This window comes from Conexibacter woesei Iso977N (genome assembly GCF_000424625.1).
Lineage (GTDB): Bacteria > Actinomycetota > Thermoleophilia > Solirubrobacterales > Solirubrobacteraceae > Baekduia > Baekduia woesei_A.
On the sequence record NZ_AUKG01000002.1, the window covers coordinates 1,646,540 to 1,665,442 of the forward strand.

Genomic DNA, 18,903 nt, shown 5'->3' on the forward strand with positions numbered 1-18,903 from the left:
GGGCCAGGCCGGCCTCTCGCCAGGAATGACTGCGGGTTTCCATCAGGCGCTTCATGGGCTCCTTCGGGACAGCGAAGTTGGCACGTTCTCTCTAGGCCCTTCCACCTTCGGGCAGACCCTGAACCCCTGTGTGATGCCCCTCACACGATGAAGAAAACGGCTGCGTGCGGACATGTTCGGCAAGGCACCGGGTTTCGTCAGAACAGCGCCTCCTGGATCCCACCGGACGGCTGCCGTGGCAAGCGCCGGTCGTCCGGCGCGGCAGCGCCGCGCGGCCGGTCGACCCGGTCACGCGGTCCCATCTGCCGCCGGAACGTGCGCTCGAACGGCCGGTCGTCGGCCGGGTCGCGGCGGAACGGCAGCCGCTCCGGCGCACCGGCGTCGCGCAGCAGCCGGGCGACGCGGTCCTGCTCGGCCTGCGGCAGGTACGCGCCGCGCGAGTACAGCGCCTCGTAGTGCTCTTCGAGGTCCGGCCGGTAGGCGCGCAGCCACTCCATGAACACCCCACGGACCTCGCCGCGTAGGTGCAGGCCGATCCCGCCGATCGACGTCGCCCCCGCGTCGATCGCCGTCTGGATGATCTCCTCCACCTGCTTCGGGTCGTCGTTGATCCCCGGCATCAGCGGGGCGACCAGGATGCCCGTCGGGATCCCCGCGCGGTTGAGCTCCGCCACCGCCTCCAGCCGCGCTCGCGGGTTCGGCGTGTGCGGCTCGGTCGCGCGCCACGCCTTCTCGTCGATCGTCGGGATCGACAGGTTCGCGCTGACCTCCGTCACCGCCGCGATCTCCTTCAACAACGGCAGGTCGCGCAGCACGAGCGGCGACTTCGTCAGGACCGAGCAAGGGTTGCGGAAGTCGCGCAGCGCCTCCCAGATCCCCTGCATCAGCCTGTAGCGGCCTTCGACCCACTGGTACGGGTCGGTGTTCGTCCCCATCGCGATGTGCTCGCCCTTCCACGACGGCCGCCTCAGCTCCGCACGCAGCACCTCGGGCACGTTGACCTTCACGACGATCTCGCGCTCGAAGTCGCGCCCGGCGTCGAAGTCGAGGTACTTGTGCGTCGGCCGCGCGAAGCAGTTGTGCGACACCACGCCGTTGGCGATGAAGTCGCCGGTCCCCGTCGTGATGTCATACAACTCGATCGGCTCGGCCGACACCGGCTCGATCGCCTCCACCCGCAGCGGCGCGTTCGTCTTGATCGAGCGCCCCGCAAGGCTCCACTTCGCGGTCGCCGCCGGCCACGTCAGGTGCGAGAACCGCAGCTGCTCGCGCACCCCGCCCTGCACGCGCAGCGTGCGCACGCCGAGCGGGTCGGGAGGCAGCAGCGGCGCGGTGAAGCCGAACGACGCCAGCGACGCGTCGACCCACGACAGGACCGTCGCGTCGGCGCCGGCGATCCGCAGCTCCTCCCCGTCCACGACGCCCTCGGCGTCGAACACGCCGGCCAGGAAGCCCTTGCGCCAGTCGATGCCCGCTTCGAACGGCCACACGATCAGCGACTCCACGCGGTCGGCGCGCGCGATCGTCGCGAGGCTGTGCGGCCGGTCGCCCGGATCCTCGATCCCGTAGTGCGCGAGGTAGGCCGCGACCCGCCCGCGCGCCTCGGGCTCCTGCGCGTCGCACCGGATCGCCCCGCAGAGGTATCCGCGCCGGTACTGGTCGGTCTCGGCCGGCCGGTCCGTGAACCTCCCGGGCCCGAGCAGCGACACCGCGCGCGTGAGGAACGGTCGCGGCGGCCCCTCGCCGCGCTCGACGTGCTTCCACCCGCGGTCGGTCAGGAACCGGTGGTCGCCGCTGGCGATCAGCTCGGTCCCGTCCGCGAGCACCACGCGCAGCGCCGGCTTCGCGGTCGTCCAGTGCGCGCGCACGCGCGTCTCGACGTAGCGCCGCGGCCCGCCGTTCTCCTGCTCGGTCCCGTAGATCGCGTCGCCGACGCGCACGTCGCGCAGCGGCATGTGGCGCCCGTCGGCCATCAGGATCGGCGTGTCGCCCTCGAGGCAGTACACGCACGCGTGCGAGCACCCGCGGTACGGGTTGATCGTCCACCGGAACGGCATCCGCGACGCCTCCGGCACCCGGTTCAGCGCGCTCTTGGCATGGATCTCGTAGAAGCGCGTGTCGAGCGCCTCGGGCGCGTCGAAGCGCCGCACGGTCGCCGCGTCGCGATACCCGGGGAGCCGCGTCCCCTCCTCCGCCTCGATCTTCAGGTTGTCCCACCGCATGCGAACTCATGTTCGCACATCCCAAGGCGGAAGGCGAACGCGTGTTCGCGCAGGGGCGCGCGGCTACGCGAGCGCGCGGGCGAGCAGGGACATCTCGCCCGCCAGCGTCTGGGAGGTCGCGGAGGTGATCTCGACCGGGACGATCTCGCCCGGCTGGGCGAGGCCGGTGAAGTTGACGACCTTGCCGTGCGCGGAGCGGCCGCGTAGGCGTGATGGGTCGGTGCGCGAGTAGCCCTCGACCAGGACGTCGAGCGTGCGCCCGATGAACCGCTGGGCGCGCTCGCCGGCGCGGCGCTGGACGACCTCGACCAACCGCTCCATGCGGTCGACGGCGACCTCGTGCGAGACGAAGCGGTCGGTGAACTCGGCGGCCTCGGTCTCCCGCCGCGGCGAGTAGATGAAGGTGAACGCGCCGTCGAAGCCGACCTCCTCGCAGACCTCGAGGGTCTCCTGGAAGTCCGCCTCGGTCTCTCCCGGGAAGCCGACGATGATGTCGGTCGTCAGCGCGATGTCGGGGTTGTGCTCGCGGATCAGCGCGACACGATCGAGGAAGCGCTCGCGCGAGTAGGTCCGGCGCATCTCCTTCAGGACGCGCGAGGACCCGGCCTGGAGCGGCAGGTGCATGTGCGGGCAGACGCTGTCCAGCTGCGCGTGCGCGAGGACGACGTCCTCCTTCATGTCCTGCGGGTGCGGCGAGGTGTAGCGGATGCGCCGCAGCCCGTCGATCGCGTCGAGTTCGGCCAGCAGCGCCGCGAACGACGAGCGCTCGCCGCCGCGGACCGCGCGCCCGTAGGCGTTGACGTTCTGGCCCAGCAGCGTGACCTCGATCACGCCGCCGTCGACCATCGTGCGGACCTCGGCGACCAGCTCGTCGAGCGGGCGGTCGACCTGGCGGCCGCGGGTCGCGGGCACGATGCAGTACGAGCACTTCATGTTGCAGCCGGCGCTGATCTGGACCCAGCCCTGGAACTCGCGCTCGCGCTTCATCGGCAGGTGGCCGGTGAAGCCCTCGAACTCGAAGAAGCCCTGAGCGGTCAAGGAGTCGGAGTTCAGGAACTCCGCCAGCTTGTGGACCTGGCCCGGGCCGAACGCGACGTCCACGTACGGGAACTGCCGGAAGACGTCCTCCTTGACCGACTGCGCCCAGCAGCCGCCGACGCCGATGACGGTCCCCGGGTTGCGCCGCTTCAGCGCCGCCGCCTGCTGCAGGTAGGCGATGAACTTCGAGTCCGCCTTCTCGCGGATCGAGCACGTGTTGAACAGGATCAGGTCCGCGCCGTCCTGCGCGCCGGCCTCCGCGTAGCCGAGCGACTCGAGCATGCCCTTCATGCGCTCCGAGTCGTGCTCGTTCATCTGGCACCCGAAGGTGGTGACGTGGAAGGTCTTGCTGGCGTTCACGGCGGTGCGGAGGGTAGCTCGCGGGACCTACTTCGCGTAGTCCACGGCGCGCGACTCGCGGATCACCGTGACCTTGATCTGGCCCGGGTACTCGAGCTCCTGCTCGATCTCGCGCGCGATCGTCCGCGACAGCGTGATCGCCTTGTCGTCGGAGATGACCTGCGGCTCGACGATCACGCGGATCTCGCGGCCCGCCTGCATGGCGTACACCTTGTCGACGCCGTCGTGGCGGGTCGCCAGCTTCTCCAGGTCGCGGAGGCGCCTGACGTACTGCTCCAGCGACTCGCCGCGCGCGCCGGGCCGGGCGCCGCTGAGCGCGTCGGCCGCCTGGACGATCACGGCCTCGACCGTCTGCGGCTCGACCTCGTTGTGGTGGGCCTCCATCGCGTGGGCGACCGCCTCGCTCTCGCCGTGGCGGCGTGCGAGGTCGCCGCCGACGAGCGCGTGCGGGCCCTCGACCTCGTGCGAGACCGCCTTGCCGATGTCGTGCAGGAGCGCGGCGCGCCGGGCGGTCTTGGTCGACGCGCCGAGCTCGGAGGCCATCAGCGCCGCGAGGTGCGCGCACTCGACGCTGTGGGCCAGGACGTTCTGGCCGTAGGACGTGCGGAACTTCAGGCGGCCGAGGATCTTGACCAGCTCGGGGTCGAGCCCCTGGACGCCGGCGTCGAAGACGGCCTGCTCGCCGGCCTCGACCATGTGCGACTCCAGCTCGGACTTCGCCTGGTAGTAGGTCTCCTCGATCCGCGCCGGGTGGATGCGGCCGTCCTGCAGGAGCTTCTCGAGCGTCATGCGCGCGATCTCGCGGCGGACGCCGTCGAAGGCGCTGAGCACGACCGCGTTGGGCGTGTCGTCGATGATGAAGTCGACGCCCGTGAGGTTCTCCAGCGCGCGGATGTTGCGCCCCTCGCGGCCGATGATCCGGCCCTTCATGTCGTCGCTGGGCAGCTGGACGACGCTCACGGTGGTCTCGGCGGCGTGCGACGCGGCCAGGCGCTGCATCGCGACCGACAGGATCGAGCGGACGCGGCGCTCGGCGTCGCGCTTGGTCTCCTCCTCGACCTGGCGCAGGACGCGGACGGCGTCGTGGCGGGCGGAGTCCTCGACGTCCTTGAGCAGCGCCTGCTTGGCCTGCCCGGCCGAGAGGCCGGCGACCCGCTCGAGCGCGTCCTCGCGGGTGGCGCGGAGCTGCTCGACCTCGACGGAGTGCGCGCGCAGGTGCTGGTCGCGGCGCTCGAGCTCCGCCTCGCGGCGGTCGAGGTCGGCGCCGCGGCGATCGAGCGCGGCCTCCAGCGCGGCGGCCCGGGCGGCGGAGCGCTCCAGCTCGGCGGCGCGCCTCGTCAGCTCGGCGTCGGCAGGCGTGGGCGCGACGACGGCGACCGCGGTGCCCGCGGCGGGCTGCTGCGGTGCGAGCGCGCCGGCGACGGGGGCCATGGCCGGACTGCGGCGTCCGTACACGAGGGCCGCGACGACGATGGCGACTCCGATGAGCGCCGCGCCGATCAGGGTTTCCATTGGGTGTCCTCTCCCCAACGCCCGATGGAGGGCGGGCGCTGGTCTCCGATGCTGCGATCAGGGAGCGAGGTTCCGGGCCGCCGCCTCGGCGATGGGTGGACGGGCGGTTTCAGGTGCTGCGTGGTGCGGCGCGCCCGGACGGAACGGTGGGCGCGGCGCAACCGGTGTCAGGTGCGGAAAGTGCTGGAAATCTGGGGTTCGTTCGCCGTGTGGGGCCGGTCTTCGCTGGCGGGGATCGTAGTACTGCGGGCGTTGCGCGTGCAATCAGGCTGACCGGCGGGTCAGGCGGGTCAGCCGACGCTGCGTGCGCCGAGGTAGTGCGCGCCCCAGTAGGAGTCGAAGATCGCGTGCTGCATGACGCCGTGCGTGGTGGCCGAGACGGCGGTGGTCGCGGAGGTCGCGATGCCCACGTGCGAGGCGCCCGCGCCGTCGGTGCTGAAGAACACGAGGTCGCCGGCCTGGATGTTGCCCTTGGAGACCGCGGTGCCCGTCCCGTACTGGGCGAACGAGGTCCGCGGGATCGAGATCCCGGCCTGGCGCATCGCCCACTGGGTCAGGCCCGAGCAGTCGAACGACGACGGCCCGGTGGCGCCGGAGCTGTAGGGCGCGCCGACCTTGGACAGCGCGGCGGAGACCGCGGCCTGGGCGCCGGAGCCGGCGGTGCTGGCGGCCTGCGGGGTGCTGTCGGCGGCCGCGTCGGCGGTGGCGCTGACGGTCCGGGTCGAGGCGGTGGTGGCGCTGCTGGCGCCGGAGAGGCCGAGCGAGCCGAGCGTCTGGGGCCCGACGACGCCGTCGACGGTCAGCCCGTGGGCGCGCTGGTAGGCGCGGACGGCGGTGCGGGTCTGCGGGCCGAAGACGCCGTCGGCGGAGAGGCCGAGCTTCTGCTGGACCGCACGGGTGGTCGCCGCCGGGAGCGAGGAGGCGGTCGTGTCGTCGGTCGTCGCGCTGTCGGCGGCCGTGTTCACGGCGCTGGTGACGGCGCGAGGGGTCGCGCTGCGCTCGAGCGTCGGGCCGGCGGCGAGGCCCAGGGCCGCGCGCGTCTGCGGGCCGACGCGGCCGTCGGCGGTCAGCCCGTGCGCGCGCTGGAAGGCCCGGACCGCCTTGCGGGTCTGCGGGCCGAAGACGCCGTCGGCCGCGATGCCGAGCGCGCGCTGCGCGGCGGCGACGCCGGCGCCCTTCGCGCCATGGCCGAGCGTCGTGGTGTGGGTCGCCGCCGACGCCGCGCCGATCAGCGGGCCCGTCTGGCCGACGAGGCCGGCGGCCAGCAGCGCGGCCGAGATCCGGGCGGTCATCGTCCTCGGCAGCGCGACGATCCGTGCTGCGGCCGCCGCGCGGCGGCGCTGTGAGCGGGCGAGCGAGTTCTCCCATGCGTCCGGCTGTGCGAGGTCGCGGATCCCGGGCGGGTCGGCGAAGATCGCGAAGCGGTCGTCCGTGCGGGCGTAGGCGGCGTCCATCTGGGTGCTCCTGTTGGGTGGCGGCCTACGAGGTGAGCTGACGGGCTCGCGCCGAACCGGCGCTACACCGCATGGACTGCGGCGATTCGCCCCGGGCCCGGCACATCCTGTGCCGGACCGATTGGGTCCCCCGCTCCCGCGCTCCTGAGAGCACGGAACTCGGCCTGGTCGATCTGGTTCGGTCGATGGAACACCACCGGCCGGACGACAGTTGCGGTCGTCGTTATGGAACTTATCGGCCCAGCGCGTAGACGACGTGCGGCAGCCCGGCGTGGATCGCGTCGCCGGTGTGCGTCATGCCGAGCTTCTCCATGACCGACCGCGAGGCGCGGTTGACCTCGACGGTTTGCGCCATCAGCTCGTCGAGCTCCAGCACCTCGAACGCGACCCGGACCGCCTCCCGCCCCATCTCGGTCGCGTAGCCCTGCCCCCAGTGGTCGGGATCCAAGAACCACAACAACTCGACGACCGGCCGCCCGTCGACCTCCGCATAACGGATCCCGTCGTAGCCGATCGGGACGCCGTCGCGCAGCACCGTCCACGGCCCGAACCCCCACCGCTCCCAGTGCGCGATCGACGCCTTCAGGTTGCTCTCCGCCAGATCCGCCGTGCGCAGGTGCTCGGGCCACACGTCCTCGGAGACTCTCGGATCGGTGAACATCCTCACGTATGCTCCGAGATCCCCCGGCTCGGGCCGCCGCCCGGTCAGTCGCGCGGTGCTGACCCGATCGATCCCGAAGTCGATCGGCACCGGGAACGGGGCTAGTCGCGCCCGTAGGCGCGGATGGCGTCGTAGGCGGTGTCGAGCTCGTAGCCCTTGCGGACGAGGAAGCCGAGGGCGCGGTTGCGGTCCTTCTCGGTCTCGGGCGGCGTCCGGAAGCGGTGGCGGAGCGTGGCGAGGGCGGCTTCGAACTGGGATGCGGGCTCGGAGCCGGACTCGGTCTCGCCGTGGAGGGCGGCGGAGATGAGCTCGGCCGCGACGCCGGCGGCCTGGAGCCTGCGCTCGATGCGCTCGTTGCCCCACTGGTCGAGCGTGCGACGGTCCTCGGTGAAGCGGCGGGCGAAGCGAGCGTCGTCGAGGTAGTCCTGGGCCTGGAGCTCGGCGACCGTCTGGTCGATCGTGTCGGGCTCGACGCGCTTGCTCTCCAGATGCCGCCGCACCTCGACGACCGTCCGGTCGCGAAAGCCGAGGTAGCGGTAGCTGAGATCCAGCGCGTGCTGCAGCCGCGCCTCGGGATCGATGGCCCGCTCGGCGGTCGTCATCGGTGCGAGGTGCGGCGGCCCGTGTGGGCCGCCGCAGTCGCTGAGGTTGCGCCGGTGGGCACCGTCACCGTCAGGCGGTGGTGGTTGCTCGTTCGGCCTTGATCTCGCCGGTGGCGGGATCGACGTTGTCGGGGATCTCGTCGCGGTCGATCTCGACGACGAGGTCGCGGTTGAAGCCGAGGGCGTCGTAGACCTTGGCCTCGATCTCACGGGCGATCTCGGGGTGCTCGTCGAGGAACTTCTTGACGTTGTTGCGCCCCTGGCCGAGACGGTCCTCGCCGTAGGAGAAGAACGACCCGGACTTCGACACGATGTTGTGCTCGATCCCGAGATCCAGGATGCAGCCCGAGGACGAGATGCCGGTGCCGAACTCGATGTCGAACTCGGCCTGGCGGAACGGCGCGGCCACCTTGTTCTTGACGACCTTGACGCGGACGCGGTTGCCGACGGCCTCGGTGCCGTCCTTCAGCGTCTCGATGCGGCGGATGTCCAGGCGCTGCGACGAGTAGAACTTCAGCGCGCGACCGCCCGGCTGCGTCTCCGGCGAGCCGAACATGACGCCGACCTTCTCGCGGATCTGGTTCGTGAACAGGCAGAGCGTCTGCGTGCGGTTCAGGTTGCCCGCGAGCTTGCGCATCGCCTGGCTCATCATGCGCGCCTGCAGGCCGACCGTCTGGTCGCCCATCTGGCCCTCGAGCTCCGCACGCGGCGTCAGGGCCGCGACGGAGTCCACCGCGACGAGGTCGACGGCGCCGGAGCGGATCAGCATGTCCGCGATCTCGAGCGCCTGCTCGCCGTAGTCGGGCTGGGAGACGAGCAGCGAGTCGATGTCCACGCCGATCTTCTGGGCGTAGAGCGGGTCCATCGCGTGCTCGGCGTCGATGAACGCGCACACGCCGCCGAGGCGCTGGGCCTCCGCGAGCACGTGGTAGACGAGCGTCGTCTTACCGGAGGACTCCGGGCCGAAGACCTCGACGATGCGCCCGCGCGGCATGCCGCCGATCCCGAGCGCGAGGTCGAGCGACAGCGCGCCCGTCGGGATCGCGTTGACCTTGACCTGGGCGCCCTCGTCGCCCATGCGCATGACGGAGCCCTTCCCGAACTGGCGCTCGATCTGGGTCAGGGCCCCTGCAAGGGCGGTGTCGCGGGCCTTGATGGCCTTCTCATCGGTGGCGGGCATGTGAAGTCTGTACCTCTCTCGGCAGCGGTTCTGGATGGCAGTGTGCAGTGACCATCGGACGGAACCGAACCGTACGCACGTTCGTGTGGCGTTTCGGGCGCGAATTGTTACGACATCGCGGCGAGATCGCCGCGAGAGAGCGGCTCGTAGCGGGCTGGGCCGCCTCCGAGCCACGAGCGCATCAGGGTCACGCCGCGGACGTCGAGGTCGAGATCGGGCGTCGGCGGGAGCGCGCCGCCGGGCGCCGTCCAGCCGTGCCGGACCCGCGCGACCGTGAGGTGCGGGCGGAAGCGGCGGTGGTCGCGGGTGTGGCCCATGTCCTCCAGCTCGCGCCAGAGGTCGGCGTGGAGGTCGTCGAGGACGCCGTCGTCGTGGTGGACCTCGACGGTCAGGACGTGCGGCCTGCGCGGCGACAGCCAGAGCGCGCTGCCGGTCGACAGCCGCGGCGCGGGCCGGCCGGAGAAGGACTCGACGAGGTCCGAGAGCGGGCCGATCTCGTCGGGCGAGCGGTGGCCGAGGAAGGCGAGCGTGAGGTGGACGTTCTCCGCCGCGACGACGCGCATCCCGCGGTCCGGGCCGACCGCCTCGCGCGCCCACTGGACCAGGAGGCGGCGCTGTTCGTCGGCGAGCTCCAGGGCGATGAAGAGACGCGCGCTCATCGTCGCCCGGAGGGTACGCCGCGGCGCGGGGCGGCGCGTGAGGCGGGGCGCTGCCGCGCTAGGCGGCGTCGCCGACCAGGGTGCGGCGGATGAGGTGCATGGCGACGGTGGTCGAGCGGTCGCGGATGTCGAAGCGGGAACCGGGCAGCAGCAGGCGGCGCGTGATCTGGGGACCGGCCTCGGTGGCGACGGAGAAGCAGACGGTGCCGACGGGCTTGTCGTCGGTGCCGCCGCCCGGGCCGGCGATGCCGGTGATGCCGACGCCGACCGAGGCGCCGAGGGCCTTCACCGCGCCGACGGCAAGCGCTTCGGCGACCTCGTTCGACACGGCGCCGTGCTGGGCGATGAGGTCCGGAGAGACGCCCGCCAGCGCGGTCTTCGCCTCGTTGGAGTAGACGACCAGGCCGCCGAGGACGTAGGCCGAGGAGCCGGCCAGGTCGGTCAGGCGGCCGGCCAGGAGCCCGCCGGTGCAGGACTCGGCGGTGGCGATCGTGCGCCTCGACGACGTCAGGAGCTCTGCCACCTGCTGGTCGACGGAGGCGCCGTCGGTCGAGAACAGCTCGCGCGGATGGCGGTCGGCGATCAGCGCGGCGAAGGCGTCGTAGACCGGCTGCTGGGGCGGCTCGAAGCGGGTCACGACCTCGACCTCGCCGCGGCGCAGGCAGGTGGTGATCTCCAGCGCGTCGAGGTCGATGCCGGCCTCGCGGGCCTTCAGCATGGTGTTGGCGATCTCCGACTCCGGGATCCCGAAGAGGCGGAGCATGTCCTGGCGGTACTCGACGGCCCCCGCGATCGCTGCCCGGAACGGCTCGGTCTCGACGGCCACCGACCACATCGGCTGCAGCTCGCGCGGCGGGCCGGGCAGGACGACGATCGTCGGCCCGGACGTCCCGGCGGCCGGAGGCACGACCAACCCCGGCGCGGTGCCCACAGGCTCCAGCACCGTCGCGCCCTCGGGCACCATCGCCTGCTTCTCGTTCGAGCGCCGGATCGCGTCCTGGTCCAGGTCGGGCCAGCGCGCCATCAGCCGCTCCAGGATCGCCCAGATGCGGCCTTCCAACTCCACGTCCAAAGACGACTCACGGCCCTGGAACTCCCCCACCACCGCGGCGGTCAGGTCGTCCTCGGTCGGCCCCAGGCCACCGCTCGTGATGATCAGGTCCATCCCCGCCGACGCGAGCCACGAGAGCGCGTCCATCAGATCCGCAGGCCGGTCCCCCACCACGATGTTGTGGGCGATGTCCACGCCCAGCTCGCGCAGCCGCTCCGCCAGCCACGGCCCGTTGCGGTCCGTGACGCGGCCCGTCAGGACCTCGGTCCCCGTCACCACGATGCCGGCACGTGCGCTCATGAGCAGTCAGGGACCTTCCTCACATCGACCCGCTTGACCGTCCCCTTGGTGATCGTGAACGCGATCGGCGACGCGTCCGGGACGTCGTGGTTCCTGCCGTTGACGCGCAGCCGCGCGTTGCCGTTGCCCAGCCGGAGCCGGAACGAGCGTGACCGGTAGACCGGCGTCGTCACGCCCTGGTTCAGCGTCGCGCCGTTGATCCGGCGGTTGCCGCCCGCGTCGACCAGGCACGCGAACACCTGCCCGCTCGTCGCGGTGATCGCGACGGTCGCCAGCGAGGACACCGCGACGCCGTTCCTGGTGGTCCTGGTCCTCCTCGACGTCGAGGACGACCTCCTCCTCGAGGTCCTCGTCCTCGGGACCGCCGTCGTCGTGGTCTGCCCGACCGTCGCGCCCGACGTCCCGGAGTCGCCGTTGTCGTCGCTCCTGTTCAGCTTCCCCAGCCCGTACAGCGCGCCGACCAGCAGCACGATGATCACGCCGACGATGAGCCCGACCGGGATCCCGCGCGGCTGTCGCGGCCCACCGCGACCGCCGCCACGCCCGCCACGCCCGCCACGCCCGCTGCCACCGCCGCGCCGCGGCGCGCCGATCGGCATCAGGTCGTGGTCGCTCGGCCGCTCGTGCCGGAGCTTGTACTCCTCCAGCAGCAGCTTGGCGTCCAGCCCCAGCGCCTCGGCGTAGGTGCGCAGGAACGACCGGACGTATGCCGGCCCGGGCAGCAGCCCCCACTCCTCGTTCTCCAACGCGCGCAGGTACTTCGCACGGATCTTCGTCTCGGCTTCGATCTCCGAGATGTCGATGCGTGCGCGCATGCGCGCTTCGCGGAGTGTTGCCCCGATCTCCGGCATCTGCTCGCGCCGCAGTCTATGGAGCGATCACGCGATGTCGTCGGGACCCGGCTCGGCGTCGCCGATGGGCGGCGCCGAAGCGGTCGGCTCCGGGGCCACCGGAGCGTCGGGCGTGGGCGCGATGTCGCCCTTCTCGGTCAGCGCGGCGAGCACGCGCGGAAGGTCCTGCCCGGTGATCAGCACCTGGCGCGGCTTGGAGCCCTCGTAGCCCGAGATCACGTTGCGCCGCTCCAGCATGTCCATCATCCGCCCGGCGCGCGTGTAGCCCAGCCGCATCCGCCGCTGCAGCATCGACGTCGACGCCGTGCCCATCTCGACGACCAGCTCGATCGCCTCGGCCAGCAACGGATCCTCGTCCGGGTCCTCGCCGTCGCGCGCGTCCTTCTCGGCGGCGGCGCCCTCGGCCTCGACCTCCTCCAGGAGGTCCGCCCGCAGCTCCGGCTCGCCCTGGCGTGCCCAGAACTCGGTGATCTGCGCGATCTGCGCCTCGTCGATGAACGCGCCCTGGATGCGCTGCAGCTTCGACGACCCGACCGGCGAGAACAACATGTCGCCCATGCCCAGCAGCGACTCGGCGCCGTTCTGGTCGAGGATGACGCGCGAGTCGGTCTGCGAGGACACCGCGAACGCGATCCGCGACGGCACGTTGGCCTTGATCATGCCCGTGATGACGTCCACGCGCGGCGACTGCGTCGCGAGCACGAGGTGGATGCCCACCGCTCGCGCCTTCTGAGCGATCCGGATGATCGAGTCCTCGACGTCGCCCGGCGCGACCATCATCAGGTCAGCGAGCTCGTCGATCACGCACAGGATGTACGGGAGGCGCTTCTCGCCCTCCTCCTCGCGCACCTTGTTGAGCTCGTTCAGCGAGCGCGTGCGCTTCATCGCCATGATCCCGTAGCGCCACTCCATCTCGCGCACCAGGTTCTGCAGCGCGTTGGCCGCCTGGCGCGGGGACGTGATCACCGGCGTCAGCAGGTGCGGCACGTCCTCGTAGTGGTTGAGCTCGACCTGCTTGGGGTCGACCAGGACCAGCCGCGCCTCGTCCGGCGTGGCGTTGAGCAAGATGGAGGACAACATCCCGTTGATGCACGCCGACTTGCCGGCGCCGGTCGTGCCGGCGACCAGGATGTGCGGCATCTTCGCGAGGTCCGCGCCGATCGCCTTGCCGCTGACGTCCTTGCCCAGCCAGACCGTGAGCGGCGAGTAGCCCTCGGGCCGCGGCCGGAAGACGTCGCCGAGGTGGACCGTGCGGCGGTCGCGGTTCGGGACCTCGATGCCGACCGCCTGCTTGCCCGGGATCGGCGCCAGGATCCGGATCTCGGTCGCGGCCAACGCGTAGGCCAGGTCGTCCTTGAGCTGGGCGACCTTCGACATCTTCACGCCCGGCGCCAGCCGCAGCTCGTAGCGCGTGATGTGCGGGCCGGACACCGTGCCGACGACGCGCGACTCGACGTTGAAGTGGCTGAGCGCCTCGACCAGCGACGCCGCGACCTTCTCGTTCTGCGACGTGTCCGGGCGCACCTGCTCGCTCGTGGAGCGCTTGAGCACCCGCGCGTCCGGGACGATGTAGTCGATCTCGACGTCCTCGCCCTCGGCCTCACCACGCGCGGCCGGAAGCTCCAGCTGGGTCGGCTCGCCGGGCGGCAGCGCGCCCTCGTCCTCGAAGTTCTGCTCGATCTCCGGCAGGTCGTCGGTCGCCATGACCGCGTCGGCGACCTCGGCGTCCATCGCGTCCTCGGCCGCCGACTGCGGCGCGGCGAGGTCGGCGTCGTCGTCGAGCGATGGGACCGCGGGCTCCGGCGCGTCGTCCCTCTTCCTCTTGCCGCGCGCGCGGGTGACCCTGGGCTCGGCGTCGATCGGCGCCGGGGCGTCGTCCTCGTCACCGAAGAGATCCGGGTAGCGCTCGACGCCATCGAGCGATGGCGCCTCGACGTGCGTGGACTTGACGACCACGTCGCCGTCGGGTTCCGGGACCTGGACGCGCGGGCGCCTCGTCGTCGCGCCGCTCCTGGTCCTAGTCGCCTTCGGCTCCGGCTCGCGCTCCTCGCGCGGCGGGCGCGCGGTCCGGATCGCGCGCGTCGACTCGGCCACGGTCCCGCCCGTGGCCTTCAGGATCCCCGCCAGCGACGCGCCCGTGAGCAGCAGCAGCCCCGCCAGGAACAGGAACAGCGCCAGGATGTGGGTCCCGATCGACCCGATCAGGTGGTGCGACGCGTAGAACAGCGACTCGCCCAGGTAGCCGCCGCGGTCGCGCATGAAGTCGTGGTTCCAGTAGCCGTCGCGGACCGTGCTCGGCCCGAGGCCGAGCGTCCCCGCGGCGAACATCAGCGCCAGCGCGAGCGTGAAGCAGATCCCGCCGGTCCGGAACGGCCGCACCGACGGCAGCACCGGCCCGAGCACCGTCACGACGCCCGCGAAGATGATCCCCAGCGGCGCGATGTAGCGCAGGTCGCCGACCAGCAGCGCCAGCGCGTTGACGACGCCGTCGCCCGCCTGGCCGCCGTCCCATCCGAGGTAGAGCGGGAACGACAGGAACACGCCGACCGCGATCAGCGCCAGCCCCATCAGGTCCAGATGGCGCTGCTCGATGACCGGGACGCGCGGCGCCCAGGTCGCCGACGAGCGCTTGGCGCGCGTCCGCGTGCCGCCCGCGCTGCCGCGGGCCGCCGGCCTGCGCTTGCGCGCCGCCGCGGCGGAGGTCGTGGTCTTCGACTTCGGGGCAGGCTTGCGCTTGCGCGGAGGTGAGGTGCGGGCGGTGGGCATAACTCGGATCCCAACCTTCGACGCGCCGTCGCGCGTCCCTCCCGCGAACGTCGTCGCTTACGCGTGCGCGCGCGTCACGGCAGCGGCGGGCGCCTCCGCGTCCGGGCGCAGCATGGCGCGGATCGCCTCTGCGGGCATCGGCCGCGCGAAGTGCCAGCCCTGGGCGTTGGAGCAGCCCATCGCGCTCAGCGCCTCGGCCTGCTCGGCGGTCTCGACGCCCTCGGCGATGCAGTCCAGGCCCAAACCCTCGGCCAGCCGCACGACCGCCGAGATGATCGCCGCGTCCTCGCGGTCCTCCGCGAGCCCGTCGACGAACGACTTGTCGATCTTCAGCACGTCGACCGGCAGCAGCTGGCGCAGGTGGCGCAGCGACGCGTGGCCGACGCCGAAGTCGTCGACCGCCAGCAGGACGCCCAGCTCCCGCAGCCGCGCGAGCATCGCGTGCGCGGCCTCGACGTCGGCCAGCAGCGCGGTCTCGGTGACCTCGAGGCAGAGCCGGTGCGCGTCCAGCCCGGACCTGGCGAGCGCGTCGCGGACGATGTCGGCGAACTCCGGCGTCGACAGCTGACGGGGCGAGACGTTGACGGCGATCTCGAGGTCGTCGCGGCCCCAGGCGACCGCCTCGGCGCACGCGGTCCGCACGACCCACGCGCCGATCTCCTCGATCACGCCGAGGCGCTCGGCCATCGGGATGAACTCGGCCGGCGAGACCGCGCCGAGGTCGGGGTGCTGCCAGCGGATCAGCGCCTCGGCGCCGGTGATCAGGCCGTCCGGCAGGCGGACCTGCGGCTGGTAGTGCAGCGTCAGCTCGTCGTGGGCCAGCGCCTCGCGCAGCCCGGACTCCAGCGCCAGGCGGCGGATCGCGTCGGCGCGCAGGGAGTCGTCGAAGGTGTCGCAGCGCGCCTTGCCGTTGGCCTTCGCGCGGTACATCGCGGCGTCGGCGTCCTGCAGGAGCTGGTCGGCGTCGCCATAGCCGTCGCCACCGATCGCCAGCCCCACCGACGCGGTGACGAAGCGCGACTCGCCGTCGAGGTCGATCGGCGGCACGAGCGCCGCTGCCAGCCGCTCCGCGACGCGGCGCGCGTCTGCTTCGTCGATGACGTCGGCGACCAGGACCGTGAACTCGTCGCCGCCGAAGCGGGCGACCACGTCCTGCGGGCGCAGCGCTTCGGTCAGCCGCTGCGCGACCGCCTCCAGGAGCCGGTCCCCCGCGCCGTGGCCGAGCGAGTCGTTGACGAGCTTGAAGTCGTCGATGTCGACGAACATGACCGCGACGCGGCCCTGCGCGTGGGCGTCGTCGCGGCGCCGGTCCAGCGCGCGCTCGACCTGGCCGACGAACGCCGGGCGGTTGGGCAGACCGGTCAGCGGGTCGTGCGTCGCACGGTGGGCGAGCGCCCTGCGCGCGGCGGTCTGGCCGATCCGGGCCTTCTCGTTCGAGCGCCAGGACACGATGTTGACGATCGCCAGCGCGCCGATGAAGCCGGCGTGGATCCCGGCCCAGCGCCACGGGTGGGCCTGCGCGCTGGGGTTGTCGCCGAAGACCGACCTCGGGTCGATCGCGCCCATGACCCCGTGGTGGACCAGCACGTAGGCGATCGCCAGGCCCCACGGGACCCAGTCCTCGTAGAGCGACAGCAGCGCGACGACGACGAAGAAGTGGAAGTGCGCCTCGGTGACGCCGCCCCAGAGGTGGGTGAAGATCGCCGAGCACGTGACGAGCCCGAGCGCGCCGATCGACGCGCGGCCGCGGCGGTTGAAGCGGCGCGACATCGCCGCGATCGCGCACACGAGGATCGGCGACGTGTCGAGCAGCCCGTGGTACCACGGGTAGCCGCGCGCGATCGCGAACAGCGGCAGGCCGAGGACGTGGATCCACAGCAGGATGACGACCGTCCGGTGCCGCGTCTCGAACGCGGCAGCCGGAAGCGTGCCGCCCGTGGGCAGCCAATCGCGCGTCCGGCCCGTGCCGCGGCCGTCCGGTGGAACCAGCACACCCTTTCCATCGGCCGCACTGAAAGGAACTTCACCGTGCCGGTTGGCGGGGGCGCGCCAGGCTCATGTTGAGCTGGGGTTGATCAACGCCCTTACCATGTTCTTGTGATCGACGGCCACGAGCGGCAAGCACGCGTCCTGATCGTGGAGGACGACGACGACATCGCCCAGGTCCTGCAGCGCTCGCTGCGGCTGGAGGGCTACGAGACGCGCATCGCCGCCGACGGCGAGGCGGCGCTCGGCGCTGCCAACGACTTCGTCCCGGATCTCGTCGTCCTCGACCTCGGGCTCCCCAAGCTTGACGGCATGGAGGTCGCCAAGCGCCTGCGCTCGGCCGACGACGTCCCGATCCTGATGCTGACCGCGCGCGACGCGCTGGAGTCGCGCGTCGAGGGCCTGGACGCCGGCGCCGACGACTACCTCGTCAAGCCGTTCGAGCGCCAGGAGCTGCTCGCCCGGTTGCGCGCGCTGCTGCGCCGCCGGCCGCCACGCGGGAGCGCCTCGCTGGTCGTCGCCGACCTGTCGCTGAACCCGGACACGCACGAGGTCCGCCGCGGCGACCGCGTCGTCGAGCTGACCCAGCGCGAGTTCGAGCTGCTGGAGTACCTGATGCGCAACGAGCGGATCGTCGTCCCGCGCCAGCGGCTGCTGGAGGACGTCTGGGGCTACGACCCGTTCGCGACGACGAACACGATCGAGGTGTTCGTGTCGAACCTGCGGCGCAAGCTCGAGGGCGGCGGTGAGCCGCGCCTTCTCCATACGATCCGCGGCGCGGGCTACGTCCTCCGGGCATGACGTCACTGCTCCACTCGATCACCCTGCGCTGGCGGCTCGCGCTGCTGTCGGCGGGACTGACGTTCCTCGTGCTGTGCGTGTTCGCCCTCTTCATCGGGCAGTCGACCGCGTCCCGGATCCGGAGCGACTTCCGCAACGAGATGAACACGGCGATGCACAACCTGCTCGCCAGCAGCAACCTGACGTTCACGCTCCAGAACAACCGCTTCACGATCGACAAGTCGACGGTCCGGACCTACGGCGCGTCCAACGACGCGGCGATCCGGATCCTCGACGCGCACGGCAACGTGATCGGGGACACCGAGAACGCGCCGGACTTCACCAAGCTCGGCCTCAAGCTGGGCGACAGCGGGCAGGTCGGCGGCTATCGCGTGCTGACGCGCAACGCGTCGGTGTCCATCAACAACTCGATCTTCGGCGCGGTCGCGTACGTCCAGTACGCGCGCAAGAACGGGTCGGTCGAGGCGTCGGTGCACCGCGTCCGCGTGTTCCTGATCTTCGGCGTGCTCGTCGGCGCGGGCCTGGCGTTGTTGTTGGCCTTGGCCCTGGCGCGGCGCGCGCTGGCACCGATCACGCGGCTGACGTCGACCGCCCGCGACATCGCGCGCGACCGCGACCCGTCGCGGCGCGTGCCGATCCCGGACACCGACGACGAGGTCGCCGAGCTGGCGACGACGCTGGACGAGATGCTCCAGTCGCTGGAGGGGGCGCGCGAGGAGCGCGAGGCGGTGCTCGCCCGCCAGCGCCAGTTCGTCGCCGACGCGTCGCACGAGCTACGCACGCCGCTGACGAGTGTGCTGGCGAACCTGGAGCTGCTGGAGGAGGTGCTCGACGGCGAGCCGCGCGAGGCCGCGCAGTCGGCGCTGCGCTCGACGCAGCGGATGCGGCGGCTGGTCGCCGACCTGCTGCTGCTCGCGCGCGCCGACGCCAAGCGCGAGGTGCCGCACGAGCCGACCGACCTCGGGCGCGTCCTGATCGACGTCGCCTCCGAGCTGGGACCGGTCGCCGACGACCACGACCTGTCGGTCGACGCGCGGCGCGGGATCGTCGAGGGCGCGAGGGACGAGCTGCACCGGCTCGCGCTCAACCTGGTCGGCAACGCGATCGCGCACACGCCGCCGGGGACGCACGTCGAGGCGCGGATCGAGACGGCGGGCGACGTCGTCCGGCTCGTGGTCAGCGACGACGGGCCGGGCGTGCCGGAGGACCTGCGCGACAAGGTCTTCGACCGCTTCGTGCGCGCCGAGGGCGACAGCGGCGGCTCGGTCGGGCTCGGGCTATCGATCGTGCGGGCGGTCGCGCGCACGCACGGCGGCGACGTCGTGCTCGAGTCGCCGCCGGAAGGCGGCGCGCGCTTCGTGGTGACGCTTCCGGCGGCGCCGCAGAACGTCGCGCCGCCGGAGGCGCCGGACCTCACCGCGTCAGCCGCACCGGCTTCGGCCGGCTGACGCGCTGTAGGC

14 protein-coding genes and 1 riboswitch are annotated in these 18,903 nt (G+C 72.1%); of the genes, 2 read left to right on the forward strand and 12 right to left on the reverse strand.

Features of this window, described 5'->3' with window-relative positions:
* Positions 1 to 197: 197 nt before the first annotated feature.
* The 12 genes from H030_RS33880 to H030_RS33900 all read right to left on the reverse strand — a co-directional run bounded on the left by H030_RS33880 (position 198) and on the right by H030_RS33900 (position 16,648).
* The gene (locus H030_RS33880; RefSeq protein ID WP_051223235.1) at positions 198 to 2,222 is read right to left on the reverse strand and encodes a hypothetical protein; all 2,025 of its coding nucleotides are present in this window, start codon (positions 2,220 to 2,222) and stop codon (positions 198 to 200) included.
* A gap of 63 nt (positions 2,223 to 2,285) precedes the next feature.
* Positions 2,286 to 3,620, reverse strand: coding sequence for a tRNA (N6-isopentenyl adenosine(37)-C2)-methylthiotransferase MiaB (gene miaB / locus H030_RS0120355; protein WP_027007463.1), 1,335 nt, complete (start codon positions 3,618 to 3,620; stop codon positions 2,286 to 2,288).
* 27 nt (positions 3,621 to 3,647) lie between these two features.
* Positions 3,648 to 5,051 (reverse strand): ribonuclease Y, encoded by a 1,404-nt coding sequence (rny, locus tag H030_RS0120360; RefSeq protein WP_231398490.1) that lies wholly within the window; start codon positions 5,049 to 5,051, stop codon positions 3,648 to 3,650.
* Positions 5,052 to 5,422: 371 nt separating this feature from the next.
* Positions 5,423 to 6,586: a peptidoglycan-binding protein gene (locus tag H030_RS40515; protein ID WP_027007465.1), complete on the reverse strand. Its 1,164-nt coding sequence runs from the start codon at positions 6,584 to 6,586 to the stop codon at positions 5,423 to 5,425.
* Between the two features lie 5 nt (positions 6,587 to 6,591).
* Positions 6,592 to 6,761: riboswitch (cyclic di-AMP (ydaO/yuaA leader) on the reverse strand.
* Between the two features lie 57 nt (positions 6,762 to 6,818).
* Complete coding sequence (locus tag H030_RS33885) at positions 6,819 to 7,337, reverse strand: GNAT family N-acetyltransferase (RefSeq protein ID WP_081690975.1); 519 nt, start codon at positions 7,335 to 7,337, stop codon at positions 6,819 to 6,821.
* An 11-nt stretch (positions 7,338 to 7,348) separates the two neighbouring features.
* A complete protein-coding gene (locus tag H030_RS0120375; protein WP_027007466.1) occupies positions 7,349 to 7,849 on the reverse strand; it encodes a regulatory protein RecX in 501 nt (166 codons plus the stop codon).
* A 70-nt stretch (positions 7,850 to 7,919) separates the two neighbouring features.
* On the reverse strand, positions 7,920 to 9,029 hold the full coding sequence (gene recA / locus H030_RS0120380; protein ID WP_027007467.1) for a recombinase RecA: 1,110 nt from the start codon (positions 9,027 to 9,029) through the stop codon (positions 7,920 to 7,922).
* Between the two features lie 107 nt (positions 9,030 to 9,136).
* A complete protein-coding gene (gene thpR, locus H030_RS37610; protein WP_027007468.1) occupies positions 9,137 to 9,688 on the reverse strand; it encodes an RNA 2',3'-cyclic phosphodiesterase in 552 nt (183 codons plus the stop codon).
* Positions 9,689 to 9,746: 58 nt separating this feature from the next.
* Complete coding sequence (locus H030_RS0120390) at positions 9,747 to 11,039, reverse strand: competence/damage-inducible protein A (RefSeq protein ID WP_027007469.1); 1,293 nt, start codon at positions 11,037 to 11,039, stop codon at positions 9,747 to 9,749.
* Positions 11,036 to 11,890, reverse strand: a complete 855-nt coding sequence (locus H030_RS0120395; RefSeq protein ID WP_081690976.1) for a helix-turn-helix domain-containing protein — start codon at positions 11,888 to 11,890, stop codon at positions 11,036 to 11,038. Before H030_RS0120395 ends, H030_RS0120390 begins: the two co-directional genes overlap by 4 nt.
* Before the next feature lie 27 nt (positions 11,891 to 11,917).
* Positions 11,918 to 14,656, reverse strand: coding sequence for a DNA translocase FtsK (locus H030_RS37615; RefSeq protein WP_081690977.1), 2,739 nt, complete (start codon positions 14,654 to 14,656; stop codon positions 11,918 to 11,920).
* A 57-nt stretch (positions 14,657 to 14,713) separates the two neighbouring features.
* On the reverse strand, positions 14,714 to 16,648 hold the full coding sequence (locus tag H030_RS33900) for a putative bifunctional diguanylate cyclase/phosphodiesterase (RefSeq protein ID WP_051223239.1): 1,935 nt from the start codon (positions 16,646 to 16,648) through the stop codon (positions 14,714 to 14,716).
* Between the two features lie 105 nt (positions 16,649 to 16,753).
* Between H030_RS33900 and H030_RS0120410 the strand changes: the two genes are divergently transcribed.
* Entirely contained in the window at positions 16,754 to 17,443 is a 690-nt protein-coding gene (locus H030_RS0120410; protein WP_331270979.1) for a response regulator transcription factor, read from the forward strand.
* Complete coding sequence (locus tag H030_RS37620) at positions 17,440 to 18,891, forward strand: sensor histidine kinase (RefSeq protein WP_051223241.1); 1,452 nt, start codon at positions 17,440 to 17,442, stop codon at positions 18,889 to 18,891. The genes H030_RS0120410 and H030_RS37620 overlap by 4 nt, the downstream gene beginning before the upstream one ends.
* Positions 18,892 to 18,903 lie beyond the last annotated feature (12 nt).